This window comes from Pseudomonas salmasensis (genome assembly GCF_014268375.2).
GTDB lineage: Bacteria > Pseudomonadota > Gammaproteobacteria > Pseudomonadales > Pseudomonadaceae > Aquipseudomonas > Aquipseudomonas salmasensis.
The window spans coordinates 4,995,111-5,010,993 of the sequence record NZ_CP077083.1; the positions used below are offsets into that span (position 1 = coordinate 4,995,111).

Annotated in this window: 12 protein-coding genes; 11 read left to right on the top strand and 1 reads right to left on the bottom strand. The window is 60.1% G+C overall.

Annotated elements, in window-relative coordinates; translation table 11 throughout:
* From lpxB to ispD, 10 genes are all read left to right on the top strand, one after another.
* Complete coding sequence (lpxB, locus tag HU731_RS22385) at nucleotides 1–1,140, top strand: lipid-A-disaccharide synthase (protein ID WP_186605539.1); 1,140 nt, start codon at nucleotides 1–3, stop codon at nucleotides 1,138–1,140.
* 2 nt (nucleotides 1,141–1,142) lie between these two features.
* Nucleotides 1,143–1,769 carry a ribonuclease HII gene (rnhB, locus tag HU731_RS22390; protein ID WP_161793220.1) on the top strand — a complete coding sequence of 209 codons (627 nt, stop codon included), beginning with the start codon at nucleotides 1,143–1,145 and terminating at the stop codon, nucleotides 1,767–1,769.
* 76 nt (nucleotides 1,770–1,845) lie between these two features.
* Nucleotides 1,846–5,367, top strand: a complete 3,522-nt coding sequence (gene dnaE / locus HU731_RS22395; RefSeq protein ID WP_186605541.1) for a DNA polymerase III subunit alpha — start codon at nucleotides 1,846–1,848, stop codon at nucleotides 5,365–5,367.
* A gap of 129 nt (nucleotides 5,368–5,496) precedes the next feature.
* The gene (locus tag HU731_RS22400; RefSeq protein WP_003189182.1) at nucleotides 5,497–6,444 is read left to right on the top strand and encodes an acetyl-CoA carboxylase carboxyltransferase subunit alpha; all 948 of its coding nucleotides are present in this window, start codon (nucleotides 5,497–5,499) and stop codon (nucleotides 6,442–6,444) included.
* Between the two features lie 213 nt (nucleotides 6,445–6,657).
* A complete protein-coding gene (tilS, locus tag HU731_RS22405) occupies nucleotides 6,658–7,977 on the top strand; it encodes a tRNA lysidine(34) synthetase TilS (RefSeq protein WP_186605550.1) in 1,320 nt (439 codons plus the stop codon).
* A 273-nt stretch (nucleotides 7,978–8,250) separates the two neighbouring features.
* The gene (gene pyrG, locus HU731_RS22410) at nucleotides 8,251–9,882 is read left to right on the top strand and encodes a CTP synthase (RefSeq protein WP_003189189.1); all 1,632 of its coding nucleotides are present in this window, start codon (nucleotides 8,251–8,253) and stop codon (nucleotides 9,880–9,882) included.
* Between the two features lie 5 nt (nucleotides 9,883–9,887).
* A complete protein-coding gene (kdsA, locus tag HU731_RS22415; RefSeq protein ID WP_003189190.1) occupies nucleotides 9,888–10,733 on the top strand; it encodes a 3-deoxy-8-phosphooctulonate synthase in 846 nt (281 codons plus the stop codon).
* A 157-nt stretch (nucleotides 10,734–10,890) separates the two neighbouring features.
* On the top strand, nucleotides 10,891–12,180 hold the full coding sequence (eno, locus tag HU731_RS22420; RefSeq protein ID WP_186605553.1) for a phosphopyruvate hydratase: 1,290 nt from the start codon (nucleotides 10,891–10,893) through the stop codon (nucleotides 12,178–12,180).
* 171 nt (nucleotides 12,181–12,351) lie between these two features.
* Nucleotides 12,352–12,630, top strand: coding sequence for a cell division protein FtsB (ftsB, locus tag HU731_RS22425; protein ID WP_003189195.1), 279 nt, complete (start codon nucleotides 12,352–12,354; stop codon nucleotides 12,628–12,630).
* Entirely contained in the window at nucleotides 12,627–13,334 is a 708-nt protein-coding gene (gene ispD, locus HU731_RS22430; protein ID WP_186605555.1) for a 2-C-methyl-D-erythritol 4-phosphate cytidylyltransferase, read from the top strand. Before ftsB ends, ispD begins: the two co-directional genes overlap by 4 nt.
* 426 nt (nucleotides 13,335–13,760) lie before the next feature.
* On the opposite strand, the gene HU731_RS22435 is transcribed toward ispD, so the two are convergent.
* Entirely contained in the window at nucleotides 13,761–14,657 is an 897-nt protein-coding gene (locus HU731_RS22435) for a LysR substrate-binding domain-containing protein (RefSeq protein WP_044272593.1), read from the bottom strand.
* Between the two features lie 109 nt (nucleotides 14,658–14,766).
* On the opposite strand from HU731_RS22435, the gene HU731_RS22440 reads away from it, so the two are divergent.
* Nucleotides 14,767–15,879 (top strand): S-(hydroxymethyl)glutathione dehydrogenase/class III alcohol dehydrogenase, encoded by a 1,113-nt coding sequence (locus HU731_RS22440; RefSeq protein ID WP_186605557.1) that lies wholly within the window; start codon nucleotides 14,767–14,769, stop codon nucleotides 15,877–15,879.
* The last annotated feature ends 4 nt before the right edge of the window (nucleotides 15,880–15,883 follow it).

Here is a 15,883-nt window from a genome sequence, read left to right on the forward strand (position 1 = left end):
ATGGCCACTCTGCGTATTGCGCTCGTGGCCGGTGAAGCTTCCGGCGATATCCTGGGTGCCGGCTTGATGCGGGCGCTCAAGGCCCAGCATCCGGCGGTGGAATTTATCGGGGTCGGTGGCCCGTTGATGCAGGCCGAAGGCCTGACCTCCTACTTCCCCATGGAGCGCCTGTCGGTCATGGGGTTGGTGGAAGTCTTGGGGCGCCTGCGTGAGCTGCTGGCTCGCCGCAAGCTCCTGATCAAGACGCTGATTGAAGAAAAGCCTGACGTCTTTATCGGCATCGATGCGCCGGATTTCACGCTCAATATCGAACTCAAGTTGCGTCAGGCCGGGATCAAGACCGTGCACTACGTCAGCCCATCCGTGTGGGCGTGGCGCCAGAAGCGCGTGTTGAAAATCCGCGAAGGCTGCGACCTGATGTTGACCCTGCTGCCATTCGAAGCCCGGTTCTACGAAGAGAAGGGCGTGCCGGTGCGGTTTGTCGGCCACACCTTGGCTGACGCCATTCCCTTGCAGGCTGACCGTGCTGCCGCGCGCGCCGAGCTGGGTTTGCCCGATGGCCCCTTGGTTGCGTTGATGCCAGGCAGTCGTGGCGGCGAGGTGGGGCGCTTGGGCGCGTTGTTTTTTGATGCCGCCCAGCTTCTGCAAGCGCAAAAGCCGGGGATCCGCTTTGTGCTGCCCTGTGCCAGCCCGCAACGCCGTGCCCAGATCGAAACCTTACTGGAAGGTCGCAATCTGCCGTTGACCCTGCTTGATGGCCAGTCCCACCTGGCCCTGGCAGCCTGCGATGCGGTGTTGATCGCCTCGGGCACTGCCACGCTTGAGGCCCTGCTGTACAAGCGGCCGATGGTCGTGGCCTATCGCCTGGCGCCACTGACCTTCTGGATTCTCAAGCGCATGGTCAAGAGCCCTTACATTTCCTTGCCCAACCTGCTGGCCCAGCGATTGCTGGTGCCGGAGTTGCTGCAGGACGATGCAACGCCCGAAGCGCTTGCAAAAACCCTACTACCCTTGATCGATGGCGGCGAAGAGCAGACCCGTGGTTTCGACGACATTCACCGCACGTTGCGTCGTGATGCCTCGAACCAGGCGGCCGACGCCGTGTTGACCTTGATCGGCCATAAACAGGACGCCTTATGACCCTGCAAATGGGCCTGGATTTCAGCCTCGTTGCCCAAGCCCACGAACTGGTGGCGGGTGTTGACGAAGTCGGGCGCGGCCCGCTGTGTGGCGCTGTGGTCACGGCGGCGGTGATCCTCGATCCGAACCGCCCGATCCTGGGGCTCAACGATTCGAAGAAACTCACCGAAGCGCGCCGCGAAAAGCTCTATGACGAGATCTGTGAAAAGGCCCTGAGCTGGCATATCGCCCGGGCTGAAGTCGAAGAAATCGACGAGCTGAATATCCTGCACGCCACCATGCTGGCGATGCAGCGCGCTGTGGAAGGGCTGCACATCACCCCGAAAATGGCGATGATCGACGGTAACCGCTGCCCCAAGCTGACGATGCCGTCCGAAGCGGTGGTCAAGGGCGATAGCAAGGTTCCGGCCATTGCCGCCGCCTCGATCCTGGCCAAAGTCAGTCGCGACCGTGAAATGGCTGCATTCGAATTGATTTACCCCGGCTACGGCATTGGTGGCCATAAAGGCTACCCGACGCCCGTTCATCTGGAAGCCCTGGCTCGGCTTGGCCCCACCCCGATCCATCGCCGCTCGTTTGCCCCGGTACGCCAGGCTTATGAGGCCCGTGAAAGTCTGATCGAGGTTTAGCAGCAAGGCTGATGTTTTTACCCAGGCCCGGTACAATCCGGGCCTTGTTGTTTTCATGTATCAAGACAGGATCACTATGCCGGCTTCATTCGTTCATCTACGCCTGCACACTGAGTACTCCCTGGTCGACGGCCTGGTACGGATCAAACCGCTGGTCAAAACCCTGGTGGGCATGAACATGCCTGCGGTCGCGGTTACCGACCAGAACAACATGTGTTCCCTGGTCAAGTTCTACAAGAACGCCATGGGCGCCGGCATCAAGCCGATCTGCGGCGCCGACCTGTGGCTGTCCAACAAAGACCCGGATAACCCCCTGAGCCGCATCAGCCTGCTGGCGATGAACGGCGTGGGTTATCGCAACCTCACCGAACTGATCTCCCGTGGCTTTATCGACGGCCAGCGCAACGGCTCGATCATCATTGAACGCGAGTGGGTGGCCGAAGCCAGCGAGGGCGTGATCATGCTCTCGGCGGCCAAAGAGGGTGAAATCGGTATCGCGCTGCTGGGCGGCAACCCCCAGGAAGCCGAGGTGCTGGCGCGCGAGTGGATGCAGGTATTCCCGGGCCGTTTCTACCTGGAAGTCCAGCGTACCAATCGCCCCAACGATGAAGAACATCTGCACGCTGCTGTAGCCCTGGCCGACAAGCTGGGTGCGCCGCTGGTGGCGACCAATGATGTGCGCTTTATCAAGAAAGAAGATTTCGAAGCCCACGAAACCCGCGTGTGCATCGGCGAAGGCCGGGCCCTGGATGACCCGCGCCGCTCCAAGAACTACAGCGAAGAGCAGTACCTCAAAAGCGCCGACGAAATGGCGGAGTTGTTCAGCGATTTGCCCGAGGCCCTGGAAAACTCCGTCGAGATCGCCAAGCGCTGCAACATTGAAGTAAAGCTGGGCAAGCACTTTTTGCCCAACTTCCCGATTCCCGATGGCATGACCATCGATGAGTATTTCCGCAAAGTGTCGTTCGATGGTCTGGAAGAACGCCTCAGCGTCCTCTTGCCCAAGGACACCACCGAAGATTACGAAGCCAAGCGCCAGGTCTACGTCGACCGGCTGAATTTCGAGCTGGATATCATCATCCAGATGGGGTTCCCCGGTTACTTCCTGATCGTAATGGACTTTATCCAGTGGGCCAAAAGCAACGGCGTACCGGTAGGTCCGGGCCGGGGGTCAGGTGCTGGCTCGCTGGTGGCTTACGTACAGAAGATTACCGACCTTGACCCGCTGGAATATGACCTGCTGTTCGAACGGTTCCTGAACCCGGAACGGGTTTCCATGCCCGACTTCGACGTCGACTTCTGCATGGATGGCCGTGACCGCGTGATTGAATACGTGGCCGAGAAATATGGCCGCAACGCAGTAAGCCAGATCATCACCTTCGGTTCCATGGCCGCCAAAGCGGTAATCCGCGACGTGGCGCGGGTGCAGGGCAAGTCCTACGGTTTGGCGGACCGCCTGTCGAAGATGATCCCGTTCGAAGTCGGCATGACCCTGGAAAAAGCCTACGAGCAGGAAGAAATCCTGCGCGACTTTATCAAGGTCGATGAAGAAGCCGCCGAAATCTGGGACATGGCGCGCAAGCTCGAAGGCGTGGTGCGTAACGTCGGTAAACACGCCGGCGGTGTGGTTATCGCGCCGACCAAGCTCACCGACTTTTCGCCGATCTATTGCGATGAAGAAGGCGACGGCCTGGTCACCCAATTCGACAAGGACGACGTGGAGGCGGCCGGCCTGGTGAAGTTCGACTTCCTCGGCCTGCGTACCCTGACGATCATCGACTGGGCGCTCAAGACCATCAACCGCGACCGTGCCAAGGTCGGCGAAGAACCGCTGGATATCGCGTTTATCCCGCTGGACGATAAACCGACCTACAGCCTGCTGCAAAAAGCCGAAACCACCGCGGTGTTCCAGCTTGAATCCCGGGGCATGAAGGAGCTGATCAAAAAGCTCAAGCCCGACTGCCTGGAAGACTTGATCGCACTGGTGGCCCTGTTCCGTCCGGGCCCGCTGCAATCGGGCATGGTGGATGACTTCATCAACCGTAAACACGGGCGCGCCGAACTGGCTTACCCGCACTCCGACTACCAGTATGAGGGCCTCAAGCCCGTACTGGCGCCGACCTACGGCATCATCCTGTACCAGGAACAGGTGATGCAGATCGCCCAGGTGATGGCCGGCTACACCCTCGGCGGTGCGGACATGCTGCGTCGCGCCATGGGTAAGAAAAAGCCCGAGGAAATGGCCAAGCAGCGCGGTGGTTTCATTGAAGGTTGCGCGACTAATAACATCGATGCCGACCTGGCCGGTAACATCTTCGACCTGGTAGAAAAATTCGCCGGTTATGGCTTCAACAAATCCCACTCCGCCGCCTACGGCCTGGTGTCGTACCAGACCGCCTGGCTGAAAGCCCACTACCCGGCGCCGTTCATGGCGGCGGTACTCTCGGCGGATATGCACAACACCGACAAGGTCGTGACCTTGATCGAGGAAGTGCGCACCATGAAGCTGCGCCTCGATGCGCCGGACGTGAACGCTTCGGAGTTCAAGTTCACGGTGAACGACGAAGGCCGCATCATCTATGGCCTCGGCGCGATCAAGGGCGTGGGCGAAGGCCCGGTGGAGGCCATTACCGAGGCGCGTCAGGACGGGCCGTTCAAGGACCTGTTCGATTTCTGCGCGCGGGTAGACCTCAAGCGCATCAACAAGCGCACCCTCGATGGCCTGATCCGCAGCGGCGCACTCGACCGCCTTGGCCCGTATTTCCATGATGAGCCGAAGGCTTACCAGGCCAATATCGACCGCAATCGCGCGGTGCTGCTGACTGCCATGGAAGAGGCGATCAAAGCCGCCGAACAGACTGCCCGTACCCATGACAGTGGCCACGCCGACCTGTTTGGCGGGCTGTTCGTCGAAGAAGATGCCGATGTCTACGCCAACCACCGCAAGGCCAAGGAGCTGACGCTCAAGGAGCGCCTGAAAGGTGAGAAAGACACCTTGGGCCTCTACCTCACCGGCCACCCGATTGACGAGTACGAAGGCGAAATCCGCCGTTTCGCCCGTCAGCGCATCATCGACCTGAAACCGGCGCGGGATACCCAGACCGTCGCCGGCATGATCATCGCCCTGCGGGTGATGAAAAATAAGAAGGGCGACAAGATGTGCTTCATCACCCTCGATGACCGCTCGGGCCGCATCGAGGCGTCATTGTTTGCCGACGCGTTCCACTCCGCCCAGTCGCTGCTGCAAACCGACGCCATGGTGGTGGTGGAAGGGGAGGTCAGCAATGATGACTTCTCTGGTGGCCTGCGCCTGCGCATCAAGCGCGTGATGAGCATGGAAGACGCCCGCACCAACCTGGCCGAGAGCCTGCGCCTGAAGGTCAAGACCGAAGCGCTTAAAGGCGATCAGCTACGCTGGTTGGGTGACCTGCTCAAACGCCACCGTGGCGCGTGCCCGGTGACCATGGAGTACACGGGCAGCGATGCCAAGGCCATGTTGCAGTTTGGTGAGACGTGGCGAATTGATCCCGCTGATGGCTTGATTCAAGCTTTGCGTGACCAGTTCGGGCGAGACAACGTCTTCCTCCAATACCGTTGACGGTCAGATGAGTCTGATCTCGACTAAACATTTAATCTCGACCTAAACGCGCCTCTCCCTTAAGGTAGGGCGCGAATAGACAACCGGCTGGCCAGGCACCCCTTGGCCGTCGACCCAAGACGGACGCTTATGAACCCGAATTTTCTTGATTTCGAACAGCCGATCGCTGACCTGCAAGCCAAGATCGAAGAGCTGCGCCTGGTCGGCAATGACAATTCGCTGAATATCGGCGATGAGATCGCTCGCCTGCAAGACAAGAGCAGCACGCTCACCGAAGACATCTTCGGCAAGCTGACCAGCTGGCAGATCGCGCGCCTGGCTCGCCACCCGCGCCGTCCCTACACCCTGGACTACATCGAGCACATCTTCACTGAGTTCGACGAGTTGCACGGCGACCGTCACTTCTCCGACGACGCGGCCATCGTGGGCGGCATCGCTCGCCTGGACGACCAGCCGGTGATGGTGATCGGTCACCAGAAAGGCCGTGAAGTGCGCGAGAAAGTACGCCGCAACTTCGGCATGCCGCGCCCGGAAGGCTACCGTAAGGCGTGCCGCCTGATGGAAATGGCCGAGCGTTTCAAGATGCCGATCCTGACCTTCATCGACACGCCAGGTGCCTACCCGGGTATCGACGCCGAAGAGCGCAACCAGAGCGAAGCGATTGCCTGGAACCTGCGCGTCATGGCGCGCCTGAAAACCCCGATCATCGCCACCGTGATCGGTGAAGGTGGTTCCGGCGGTGCGCTGGCCATTGGTGTCTGCGACCAGTTGAACATGTTGCAGTACTCGACCTACGCGGTGATCTCGCCGGAAGGTTGCGCATCGATCCTGTGGAAAACCGCCGAAAAGGCGCCGGACGCTGCCGAAGCCATGGGCATCACCGCCGATCGCCTCAAAGGCCTGGGTATCGTGGACAAGGTCATCGCCGAGCCACTGGGCGGCGCCCACCGTGACCCGGCTGCCGCTGCTGCGACTATCCGTGCCGAGTTGGGTTCGCAACTGGCGATGCTCAAGAAGCTGGATAACGAAGCGCTGCTGGCTCGTCGTTACGAGCGCCTGATGAGCTACGGCCTCTAAGCCGACGCGGTACCCAATGTGGGAGCTGGCTTCTGTAGGAGCGAGCTTGCTCGCGAAAAACGTCAACGATTACGCGTGTTTTCTGAATGAACGCGGCGCCTTTGAGTTTTTCGCGAGCAAGCTCGCTCCTACAGGCATTAGGGCAAGCCCGGCTCTCACATTTGCTTTGTGTATGCTGACGAACGTATTCCAGCTTTGCGGCGGTGACGTGTGATGAAGCCAACCCTGCCGGCCGCACTCCTGCACACCCTGGCCCCCTGGCGCAACGCGCCGGCCTGGCATATTGCATTCTCCGGCGGTCTCGACTCCACCGTCCTGCTGCACCTTTTGGCCTCGCTGGCCAAAATCGAAAATCTGCCTCCTGTCCGCGCCGTCCATGTCCACCATGGCCTGCAAGCTGCTGCTGATGCGTGGCCTGCTCATTGCCAATCGGTCTGCGACAGCCTGGGCGTACCCTTGTGCGTCATGCGCGTGCAAGTGAAGCCAGGCGCGAGTCTTGAGCGTGCGGCACGTGATGCGCGTTACCAGGCGTTCATGCAGGTCATGGGGGTAGGGGAGGTGCTTCTCACCGGCCAGCATCGCGATGATCAAGCCGAAACCCTGCTGTTTCGTTTGTTACGTGGTGCAGGGGTGCGAGGGTTGGCGGCAATGCCTGGAGATCGCCCTTTGGCGGCTGGGCATTTGGTACGGCCATTGCTGAGCGCTTCCCGTAGCGAACTGGAAGCCTACGCCCATCAGCATCAGTTGCAGTGGATCGAAGATCCCTCCAATGCTGATCCACGGTTTTCCCGCAATTACCTGCGTCACCGCGTATTCCCGACCCTGACGGAACGCTGGCCCCAGGCGATCACCCACCTGGCCCGCACTGCTGAACACATGGCTGAGGCTCAAGAGCTGCTCGACGAATTGGCGCTGATGGACCTGCAGCGCGCCGATCAGCCTTCTGCGTTTCCCTGGTTGCCTCTGCCGTCTCTGGCGCTTGAACCATTGCGTGAATTGTCCGATGCCCGCCAGCGTAACGCCCTGCGGCATTGGCTCACGCCACTGACCCGTTTACCCGACAGCGACCACTGGGCCGGTTGGCATGCCCTGCGCGATGCCAAGCCTGACGCACAGCCTCTGTGGCGCCTGGCCGACGGCCAGATGCAGCGTAGCGGTGAACGCATCTGGTGGTTGCCCTCAACATGGTCGGAGTTTTCCGACGTATCGGTGAGCTGGCCCGATCCGCAAAATCCACTAGAGTTAACGGGCAATGGCCAACTTAAGTTTATGGGCAAGGCTCCCGAAGGCCCGCTGCTGGTCCGTTATCGCCAGGGTGGCGAAATCATCGACGTACCGGGCCGAGGCCGGCGGGATCTCAAGCGTCTGCTGAATGAAAGCGGCATGCCGGGCTTCGTCCGTGGCAGATTGCCGCTGGTCTATCGGGGCGAGCAATTGCTGGCTGTGCCAAGCGTTGCGGGGGCATGGGCCCGGTCGATGGGTGAGGTGCAATTGGATTGGTTGCCACAGACCTGCGATCAAGGTTTGAGCTGATAGCGCCTTTCCGGTAGACTACGCTCCCTTCTTGATACAACTTCTGTGGATTCGCCTGAATCGCAGTCGTTGCCGATTACCAAGCAGTCTTTGCTGGGCGATTCCAAAAAATGTGTAGCGATCAACGTACCGGTGTTTCATTGCTGGTCTGTCACAACGCGGCGGTTTTTTTGAAAGGTGCACTGTGATTAATGCAGGTGATCGGGGGCTTCGGCCTTCCTTCGCTTTCCCCGGCGGCTCGGACCGCTTTAACGCAGACTTCTAGGGTTTTTCATGACGCGCTACATATTCGTCACGGGCGGTGTTGTTTCTTCATTGGGGAAAGGCATTGCCTCCGCTTCATTGGCGGCCATCCTGGAGGCGCGGGGACTTAAGGTCACCATGCTCAAGCTGGACCCGTACATTAACGTTGACCCGGGCACCATGAGCCCGTTCCAGCACGGTGAAGTGTTCGTCACCCACGACGGCGCCGAGACCGACCTGGACCTGGGCCACTACGAGCGGTTCATCCGCACGACCATGACCCAGAACAACAACTTCACCACCGGCCGTGTCTACGAGCACGTGTTGCGCAAAGAGCGCCGTGGTGACTACCTGGGTGCAACCATCCAGGTGATCCCGCACATCACCGACGAAATCAAGCGCCGCATCATCAAGGGTGCAGGCGATGCCGACGTGGCGATGGTCGAGATCGGTGGCACCGTGGGTGACATCGAGTCCCAACCGTTCCTGGAGGCCATCCGCCAGTTGCGTTTCGAAGTCGGCGCCAAGCGCGCGATGCTGATGCACCTGACATTGGTGCCGTACATCGCCACTGCCGGCGAAACCAAAACCAAGCCTACCCAGCACTCGGTCAAGGAACTGCGTTCCATCGGCCTGCAGCCGGATGTGCTGGTATGCCGCTCCGATCACCCGATCGACATTTCCTCGCGCCGCAAGATCGCGCAATTCACCAACGTTGAAGAGCGTGCGGTGATTGCCCTGGAAGACGCCGACACCATCTACAAGATCCCGGGCATCCTGCACTCGCAGGGGCTGGATGATTTTGTGGTCGAGCGTTTCGGCCTGCAGTGCGGCGGCGCCGACCTGTCCGAGTGGGAAGCGGTTGTCGACGCTAAGCTCAACCCTGAGCACGAAGTCACCATCGCCATGGTCGGTAAGTACATGGAGCTGCTGGACGCGTACAAGTCGCTGATCGAAGCCATGAGCCACGCCGGTATCAGCAACCGTACCAAGGTCAACCTGCGCTACATCGATTCCGAAGACATCGAGAACCAGGGCACCGCGCTGCTCGAAGGTGTTGACGCGATCCTCGTTCCCGGCGGTTTCGGCCTGCGTGGCGTGGAAGGCAAGATCACTGCCGTGCAGTACGCTCGTGAAAACAAGGTGCCGTACCTGGGTATCTGCCTGGGCATGCAAGTGGCCGTTATCGAGTTCGCCCGTAACGTGCTGGGCTGGAAAGACGCCAACTCCACCGAGTTCGATCACAGCAGCGGCCACCCGGTCGTGGGCCTGATCACCGAGTGGGAAGACGCCACCGGCGCCGTTGAAACCCGTACCGAAACGTCCGACCTGGGCGGCACCATGCGCCTGGGTGCACAGGATTGCCTGCTGGAAGCCGGCTCGCTGGTACACGACTGCTACGGCAAGGACGTGATCGTCGAGCGTCACCGTCACCGCTACGAAGTGAACAACAACCTGCTGCCGCAGATCAAAGAAGCTGGCCTGAAAATCTCCGGTCGCTCCGGTGATGGCAAGCTGGTTGAAGTGGTCGAGGCACCGGATCATCCGTGGTTCGTGGCCTGCCAGTTCCACCCGGAGTTCACCTCGACGCCGCGCGACGGTCACCCGTTGTTCAGTGGTTTCGTCAAAGCAGCACTGACGCAACACCAGAAGAAGGCGTAAACCTGATGGCTCAGAAGATCATTCGCGTAGGCGACATCGAGATTGCCAACGACAAGCCCATGGTGCTGTTCGGCGGCATGAACGTGCTGGAAAGCCGCGACATGGCGATGCAGGTGTGTGAGGAGTACGTGCGGGTCACTCAGAAACTGGGTATCCCTTACGTCTTCAAGGCCAGCTTCGACAAGGCCAACCGCTCGTCCGTGACCTCCTATCGCGGCCCGGGCCTTGAAGAAGGCATGCGGATCTTCCAGGACATCAAGCAAGCCTTCGGCGTGCCGATCATCACCGACGTCCACGAGCCTGAGCAGGCTGCCGTGGTCGCCGAGGTGTGCGACATCATCCAGTTGCCGGCCTTCCTGTCGCGCCAGACCGACCTCGTGGTCGCCATGGCCAAGACCGGCGCTGTGATCAATATCAAGAAAGCCCAGTTCCTCGCACCCCAGGAGATGAAACACATCCTGAGCAAGTGCGTGGAAGCGGGTAACGACCAGTTGATCCTCTGCGAGCGGGGTTCGAGCTTCGGCTACAACAACCTCGTGGTGGACATGCTCGGTTTCGGCATCATGAAACAGTTCGAATACCCTGTGTTCTTCGACGTCACCCACGCGCTGCAAATGCCCGGCGGTCGTTCGGACTCCGCTGGCGGGCGACGTGCCCAGGTGACGGACCTGGCCAAGGCGGGCATGAGCCAGTCGCTGGCGGGCCTGTTCCTTGAAGCTCACCCAGACCCGGACAACGCCAAATGTGATGGCCCATGCGCCCTGCGCCTGGACAAGCTGGAGCCATTCCTGGCCCAACTCAAGCAGTTGGACGAACTGGTCAAGAGTTTTCCGACGGTAGAGACCGCGTAACTGGCATTTCTCCGGTAGAATTTCCCACGCTTTACGCTCAGGCCCCCGGGTCTGAGCCTTGTCGTCTGCAAGCCTGCCCCGTTGTTCCACCCTTGCGGTCGGTCAAAAGATTTCCTTCAGCTGCGTCGTTTTCGTCAACTTTGGAGTGTTTACAACAATGGCAAAAATCGTCGACATCAAAGGTCGTGAAGTTCTCGACTCCCGTGGCAACCCCACCGTCGAAGCCGACGTGCTTCTCGATAACGGCATCATCGGCAGCGCCTGCGCGCCGTCCGGTGCTTCCACCGGTTCGCGCGAAGCGCTGGAACTGCGTGATGGCGACAAGAGCCGTTACCTGGGCAAGGGTGTACTCAAGGCTGTAGCCAACATCAACGGTCCGATTCGTGACCTGTTGCTGGGCAAGGACCCGCTGGACCAGAAAGCCCTGGACCACGCGATGATCAAGCTCGACGGCACTGAAAACAAAGGCAGCCTCGGCGCCAACGCCATCCTCGCGGTGTCCCTGGCAGCTGCCAAGGCGGCTGCGCAGGACCAGGACCTGCCGTTGTACGCACACATTGCCAACCTGAACGGCACCCCGGGCGTCTACTCGATGCCGGTGCCGATGATGAACATCATCAACGGTGGCGAGCACGCGGATAACAACGTCGACATCCAGGAATTCATGGTGCAGCCGGTTGGCGCCAAGTCCTTCTCCGAAGGCCTGCGCGTGGGCACCGAGATTTTCCATCACCTCAAGGCTGTACTGAAGGCCCGTGGCCTGAGCACTGCAGTCGGTGACGAAGGTGGTTTCGCGCCGAACCTGGCTTCCAACGAAGATGCACTCAAAGTCATCTCCGAAGCCGTGGCCAACGCTGGTTACAAGCTGGGCACCGACGTGACCCTGGCCCTGGACTGCGCCGCCAGCGAATTCTATGAAGACGGCAAATACAACCTGTCCGGCGAAGGCCAGGTGTTCAACTCCGAAGGTTTTGCTGAATACCTCAAGGGCCTGACCCAGCGCTACCCGATCATCTCGATCGAAGACGGCCTGGACGAGTCCGACTGGGATGGCTGGAAAATCCTCACCGACAAGATCGGCGAGAAAATCCAGCTGGTGGGCGACGACCTGTTCGTGACCAACACCAAGATCCTGAAAGAAGGCATCGACAAGAAGATCGCCAACTCGATCCTGATCAAGTTCAACCAGATTGGCACCCTGACCGAAACCCTGGAAGCCATCCAGATGGCCAAGGCTGCGGGCTACACCGCCGTGATCTCCCATCGCTCCGGCGAAACCGAAGATTCCACCATTGCCGACCTGGCCGTGGGTACTTCGGCGGGCCAGATCAAGACCGGTTCCCTGTGCCGTTCCGATCGCGTCTCCAAGTACAACCAATTGCTGCGCATCGAAGAGCAATTGGCAGGTAAAGCCAAGTACAACGGTCGTGGCGAGTTTCGCGGCTAAGCAGTAAATGGTAAAAAGTCGGCGGATTACGTCAGAAATCTCACGAGAGTGTGAATTTCGGCGCTAATCTGCTGACTGACAAGTGCAAGCCTGGTTTTTCCAGGCTTTGTGCTATCAGTTGCTGCAAAAGGTTTGCATGACTGTCTTTTTTCACTGGATACCCGGATTTCGATGCGCAGTCCCAATTGGTTGTTCCTCGTCTTGCTCTTGTTGCTGGCTGGCCTGCAGTACCGCCTATGGGTCGGTAATGGCAGCTTTGCGCAGGTGGAAGAGTTGACCCAGCAAATTGCCGACCAGCGTGCCGAAAACGAACGCCTGCTGGAGCGCAACCGCGTCCTCGACGCTGAAGTGCTTGAGCTGAAAAAAGGCACGGAGACCGTTGAAGAGCGGGCTCGTCATGAGTTGGGCATGGTCAAGGAGGGCGAAACCCTCTACCAGTTGGCCCAATGAGCCACGATTTACCGGCCTTCTGGGCCGTGATTCCTGCCGCGGGCGTCGGTGCCCGTATGGCCGCGGACCGCCCCAAGCAGTACCTGCAACTGGGCGGGCGCACTATTCTCGAACACAGCCTCGGCTGTTTTCTCGACCATCCCTCCCTCAAGGGCCTGGTGGTCAGTCTTGCAGTTGATGATCCTTATTGGCCCAGCTTGGCATGCGCCAACGACCCGCGTATCCAGCGTGCCGATGGCGGCTCGGAACGTTCCGGCTCGGTTCTCAATGCGCTGCTGCAACTCAATGCCTTGGGTGCCAGCGATGAAGACTGGGTGTTGGTGCACGACGCTGCGCGACCTAACCTGAGCCGTGATGACCTCGACAAACTCCTGGCGGAACTGGCCGATGACCCGGTAGGTGGCCTGCTGGCAGTGCCGGCGCGCGACACCCTCAAGCGTGTCGACAAGCATGGCCGTGTGGTGGGCACCATCGATCGCAGCCTGATCTGGCAGGCCTACACGCCGCAGATGTTCCGACTGGGCGCCTTGCATCGCGCCTTGGCGGACAGCCTGGTGGCCGATGCGCTGATCACCGATGAGGCCTCGGCCATGGAGTGGTCCGGCCAGGCACCGCGCCTGGTGGAAGGGCGGTCGGACAATATCAAGGTGACTCGGCCGGAAGATCTAGAGTGGTTGAAGTTGCGCTGGGCTAACCGGCGGTAACTTGTCAGACCGAGTTGGCCTCATCGCAGCATAGGTATCGACACAACTTAGAGCCGACGCTGGACCTGTGGCGAGGGAGCTTGCTCCGGTGACGACCTGACAGCCGACGCCTATCTACCTGACACCCCAACGATCCAACTGTGGGAGCTGGCTTGCCTGCGATGACGGCCTGCCAGTCGACACCTATCTACCTGACACCCTGCGGTTAAACTTGTGGGATCATTGGGGTGTCAGGTAGATAGGTATCGGCTGTCAGACCGCTATCGCAGGCAAGCCCGCTCCCACATTTAGGTCGCGGTGCCTCAGCCAGATCAGCGTCGGCTGTCAGTCCGTCACGGGAGCAAGCTCCCTCGCCACAGATTTAGCGTTGTGCCGAAGTTATGTTGATACCTATGCCGCGATGAGGCCGGTGCAGACCCCCTAAATTCAATGCTTGTACTCCGGCCTCTCAGCCAACCCCACCTTCAAAAAGTCCACCAGCTTCCTCACCTTCGGCGACAAATGCCGCTGCTGCGGATACAGCGCCCACACCGCAGTATTCGGCGGTTGATGAGCCTCCAGCAATGACACCAACGCCCCGCTGTGCAGATGCTCCAGCACGTAGTAATCCGGTAACTGGCACAAGCCCATGCCTTGCAACGCCGCATCCAGCACTGCTTGCCCACTGTTGCAGCGCCAATTGCCTTGCACGCGCTGGGAAAATTCCCGCCCGTCCTGGGCCATTTGCCAGATATCCGAGCTGCCAATCAGGCAGTTGTGCCGGCTCAACTCCGACAAGCTGTGTGGCCGACCGTACCGTTCGAGGTAGGAGGGCGACGCACACAGGTACATGCGCCGAGGCGCCAGGCGGCTGGCAACCATGCGCGAGTCTTGCAGGCGTCCCAGGCGGATGGCCAGGTCGAGGCCTTCGTGGACCAGGTCCAGCGAGCGATTGGTCAACTCGATGTCCACGCGCAGTTGCGGATAGTGCGCCATGAACCGCGTCACCAACGGCACGATAAAACGTTCGCCGTAAGCCACGGCGCAGGTCATGCGCAACATGCCCTTGGGTTCGCTCGTCAGGTCGCCCACCGCGCGCAAGGCTTCCTCGCGACCGTCCTGCAGGCGTTGGCAGTGTTGCAGGAAGGTCTGGCCGGCTTCGGTCAACGTCACCTTGCGCGTACTGCGGTACAGCAATCGGGTTTGCAGGCGTTCTTCCAGGCGTGCCACTTGCCGGCTGACGTGGGAGGACGACACTCCCAGTCGCTCGGCCGCCGCTGTGAACTGGCTGCATTCGGCCACCGCAACGAACTCGTCAATGCCTTCCCAGCGGTTCTCCAGCATGTTGATTGTCCCTGTACGGCAATAATGTTTTGCTTTTGCCTGGATTATTCATCAATGGGCGATGTTTTACACTCACGGCCTTAGTTTTTAACCCGATGGAGAAACCCGGATGATCAAGTCCCGTGCCGCCGTAGCCTTCGAAGCCAAGAAGCCCCTTGAGATTGTTGAAGTGGATGTCGCCATGCCCAAGGCTGGCGAGGTGTTGCTGCGGGTGGTCGCGTCCGGCGTGTGCCACACCGACGCCTACACCTTGTCGGGCGCTGACCCGGAAGGCATTTTCCCGTCGATCCTGGGCCATGAAGGTGGCGCAGTGGTGGAAGCCATCGGCGAGGGCGTAACGTCGGTCGCTGTGGGCGATCACGTGATTCCGCTGTATACCCCGGAATGCGGCAAGTGCAAGTTCTGCCTGAGTGGCAAGACCAACCTGTGCCAGGCCATTCGCGCCACCCAGGGCAAGGGCTTGATGCCGGATGGCACCACGCGTTTCTCCTACAAGGGCCAGCCGATTTTCCACTACATGGGCACCTCGACGTTCTCCGAGTACACCGTGCTGCCGGAAATCTCCGTGGCCAAGATTCCTAAAGAAGCGCCGCTGGAAAAGGTCTGCCTGCTCGGTTGCGGTGTCACCACCGGCATCGGTGCGGTGATCAACACCGCCAAGGTCAAACCGGGCGACACCGTGGCCGTCTTCGGCCTGGGCGGCATTGGTCTGTCGGCGATTATCGGTGCGGTCAAGGCCAAGGCCGGTCGCATCATCGCCATTGATATCAACCCGGCCAAGTTTGAAATCGCCAAGCAACTGGGCGCCACCGATTGCGTCAACCCGAAAGACTACGACCGCCCAATCCAGGACGTGATTGTCGATATGACTGATGGCGGCGTGGACTTTTCCTTCGAATGCATCGGCAATGTGCAACTGATGCGTGCGGCCCTTGAGTGCTGCCACAAAGGCTGGGGCGAATCAGTGATCATCGGTGTGGCCGGTGCTGGCCAGGAAATTGCCACTCGCCCATTCCAACTGGTCACCGGGCGCGTCTGGCGTGGTTCGGCGTTTGGTGGCGTGCGCGGTCGTACCGAACTGCCAAGCTACGTGGAAATGGCCCAGACCGGCGAAATCCCGCTGGACACCTTCATCACCCACACCATGGGCCTGGAAGATATCAACAAAGCGTTTGACCTGATGCATGAAGGCAAGAGCATTCGTACCGTCATTCACTTCTGAGGTC